The following is a 1,623-nucleotide window of genomic DNA, read 5'->3' as shown; positions in this document are numbered from 1 at the left end:
TTTCTCTCCTGAAACGATTATTTGACTCAAAATTCTCCCTCCATAAAGTAGCCATTGTCCACCAAAAAATCTATGAATCCCGATACAGCTTTTTGTGGAACTCCGTAATAAATTTCTGCAAGCAATTCGGTGGATTCTCTACTTCCTATTATATTTGCTGACACGGTAATTAATTCTGCCAAAGATGTAACATTCAAATTCAATGTTTTTTTTAACTGCTCTGGAAGGGCATAGTACCAGTCAAATCCAATCGAGCCTTCAAAATTCGGGATTAATTTCTTACGAGAATGTATAAATGAATTCTGAGAGTAAAGTGAATCAAAACCATGTTTTCGTGCCTCGAAAGCTTTCAAAAAAGAGGAGAATAACTCTCTGCTTCCGGGTTTGCCTCTTATGTTTTCACAGTAATAAACGAATTCCGATACTTCTTTGCTTTTTATATAGGCATCTAATTTAGGATTCGTTGATATCAGTTCCAATAAACTGTCCAGAACGGAATTTCCCACCCACTCAAGTTCTTTACAGTCCACTTTATCGGGACTGTCTGCATCTGTATGATAATAGCGATCAGGCAAATGACCTAAGAAAGGAGAGCTTACGCCCATGGCGGTAAATGGGCAGTGGTCAGATCCCGCACTATATGGAAGTCTGTAATATCTCTTAATGGGTATCCCGTCACAACGTGGCATATGTTTTAAGAGGTTGTATTCGAGCAGGAAATCGTACCTTTTTGGTAATACCGGCGGGGTCTCCGTGAGCAGCAATGAACTTCCCGTTTTTTTCTGATCTTCGCCGACCATGTCAAGATTAATAGTCAAAAACGGCATGGAACTTTCTCTTTTCATTTCAAGAGCGTAAGGTGTACTTCCAAAGAATTCTGGCATCAATGCAATTTTCGTTGGAGGAAACCCCTTTTCTTTTGATATTATCCCTGCAAGTTCAAGTGCAAGTGCGGAACCGCTGGCATTATCATTTGCTCCAGGAGAAGGGTGACATAAATGGGCGGTTATCAGCACGTATGGATTTTGCTTTTTAGTCAGGTCAATTTCCAATACCTGTATTGAACCCTTCATAACTTTTGTTTCAACTTCGGCATTTATCACTACTACTGAATTTTTTCCCAGCAACTTTTTTAAAAAGTTGAAATGCTTTTCTGAAATAGAGAAGCCAAAGGCTCTGTAATTGTAATCTTCAAGAGTGTTGGGAATACTCAGATAGTTCACCACATCAGGGTTAGTTTTTGGTTCCCGCCCTATCTCAGGGCATTTTCCTCTCATGTAGCTAAGAATAAGAGCCTTCGCACCCCCGTTGACAACCGCATCTTTGAATACTTTAACAGGGTTTTCTTTTGCCAGAACAGCTTTTCCTGCATAATCTCCCGGGCCTTTATATTCCACAAGTTGAAGTTCTGCCCAACCATTAGTTGCTGCACTCCCAAAAAGCAACGCAGTAGGAGAATTCCTAAAGGAAGTAATAAATTGTTCACGCGGCTTTTTCAACCAAAGTTCAGCTTTAATTGGTTCCCAAACCATTGTTGATGTATAATTACCGTATTTCGTTACGCCATCACAAGCGTATTCCTTTATGTTTATTGAAGTTGACGGTACTCCTATCCTTCTGAGA

General features: G+C 39.9%; 1 protein-coding gene. It reads right to left on the bottom strand.

All coding sequences use genetic code 11. The annotated features are described in order from the left end of the window. Positions 1-26: 26 nt before the first annotated feature. Positions 27-1,623, bottom strand: a 1,597-nt coding sequence (locus AC3LHT_RS03210; RefSeq protein ID WP_488661962.1) for a DUF4910 domain-containing protein, incomplete at its 5' end; no start/stop codon positions are given.

The sequence above is a fragment of the Kosmotoga sp. genome (assembly GCF_982836095.1).
Note: the sequence above shows the minus strand (reverse complement) of the source record. Positions and strands in the feature narration are given on the sequence as shown.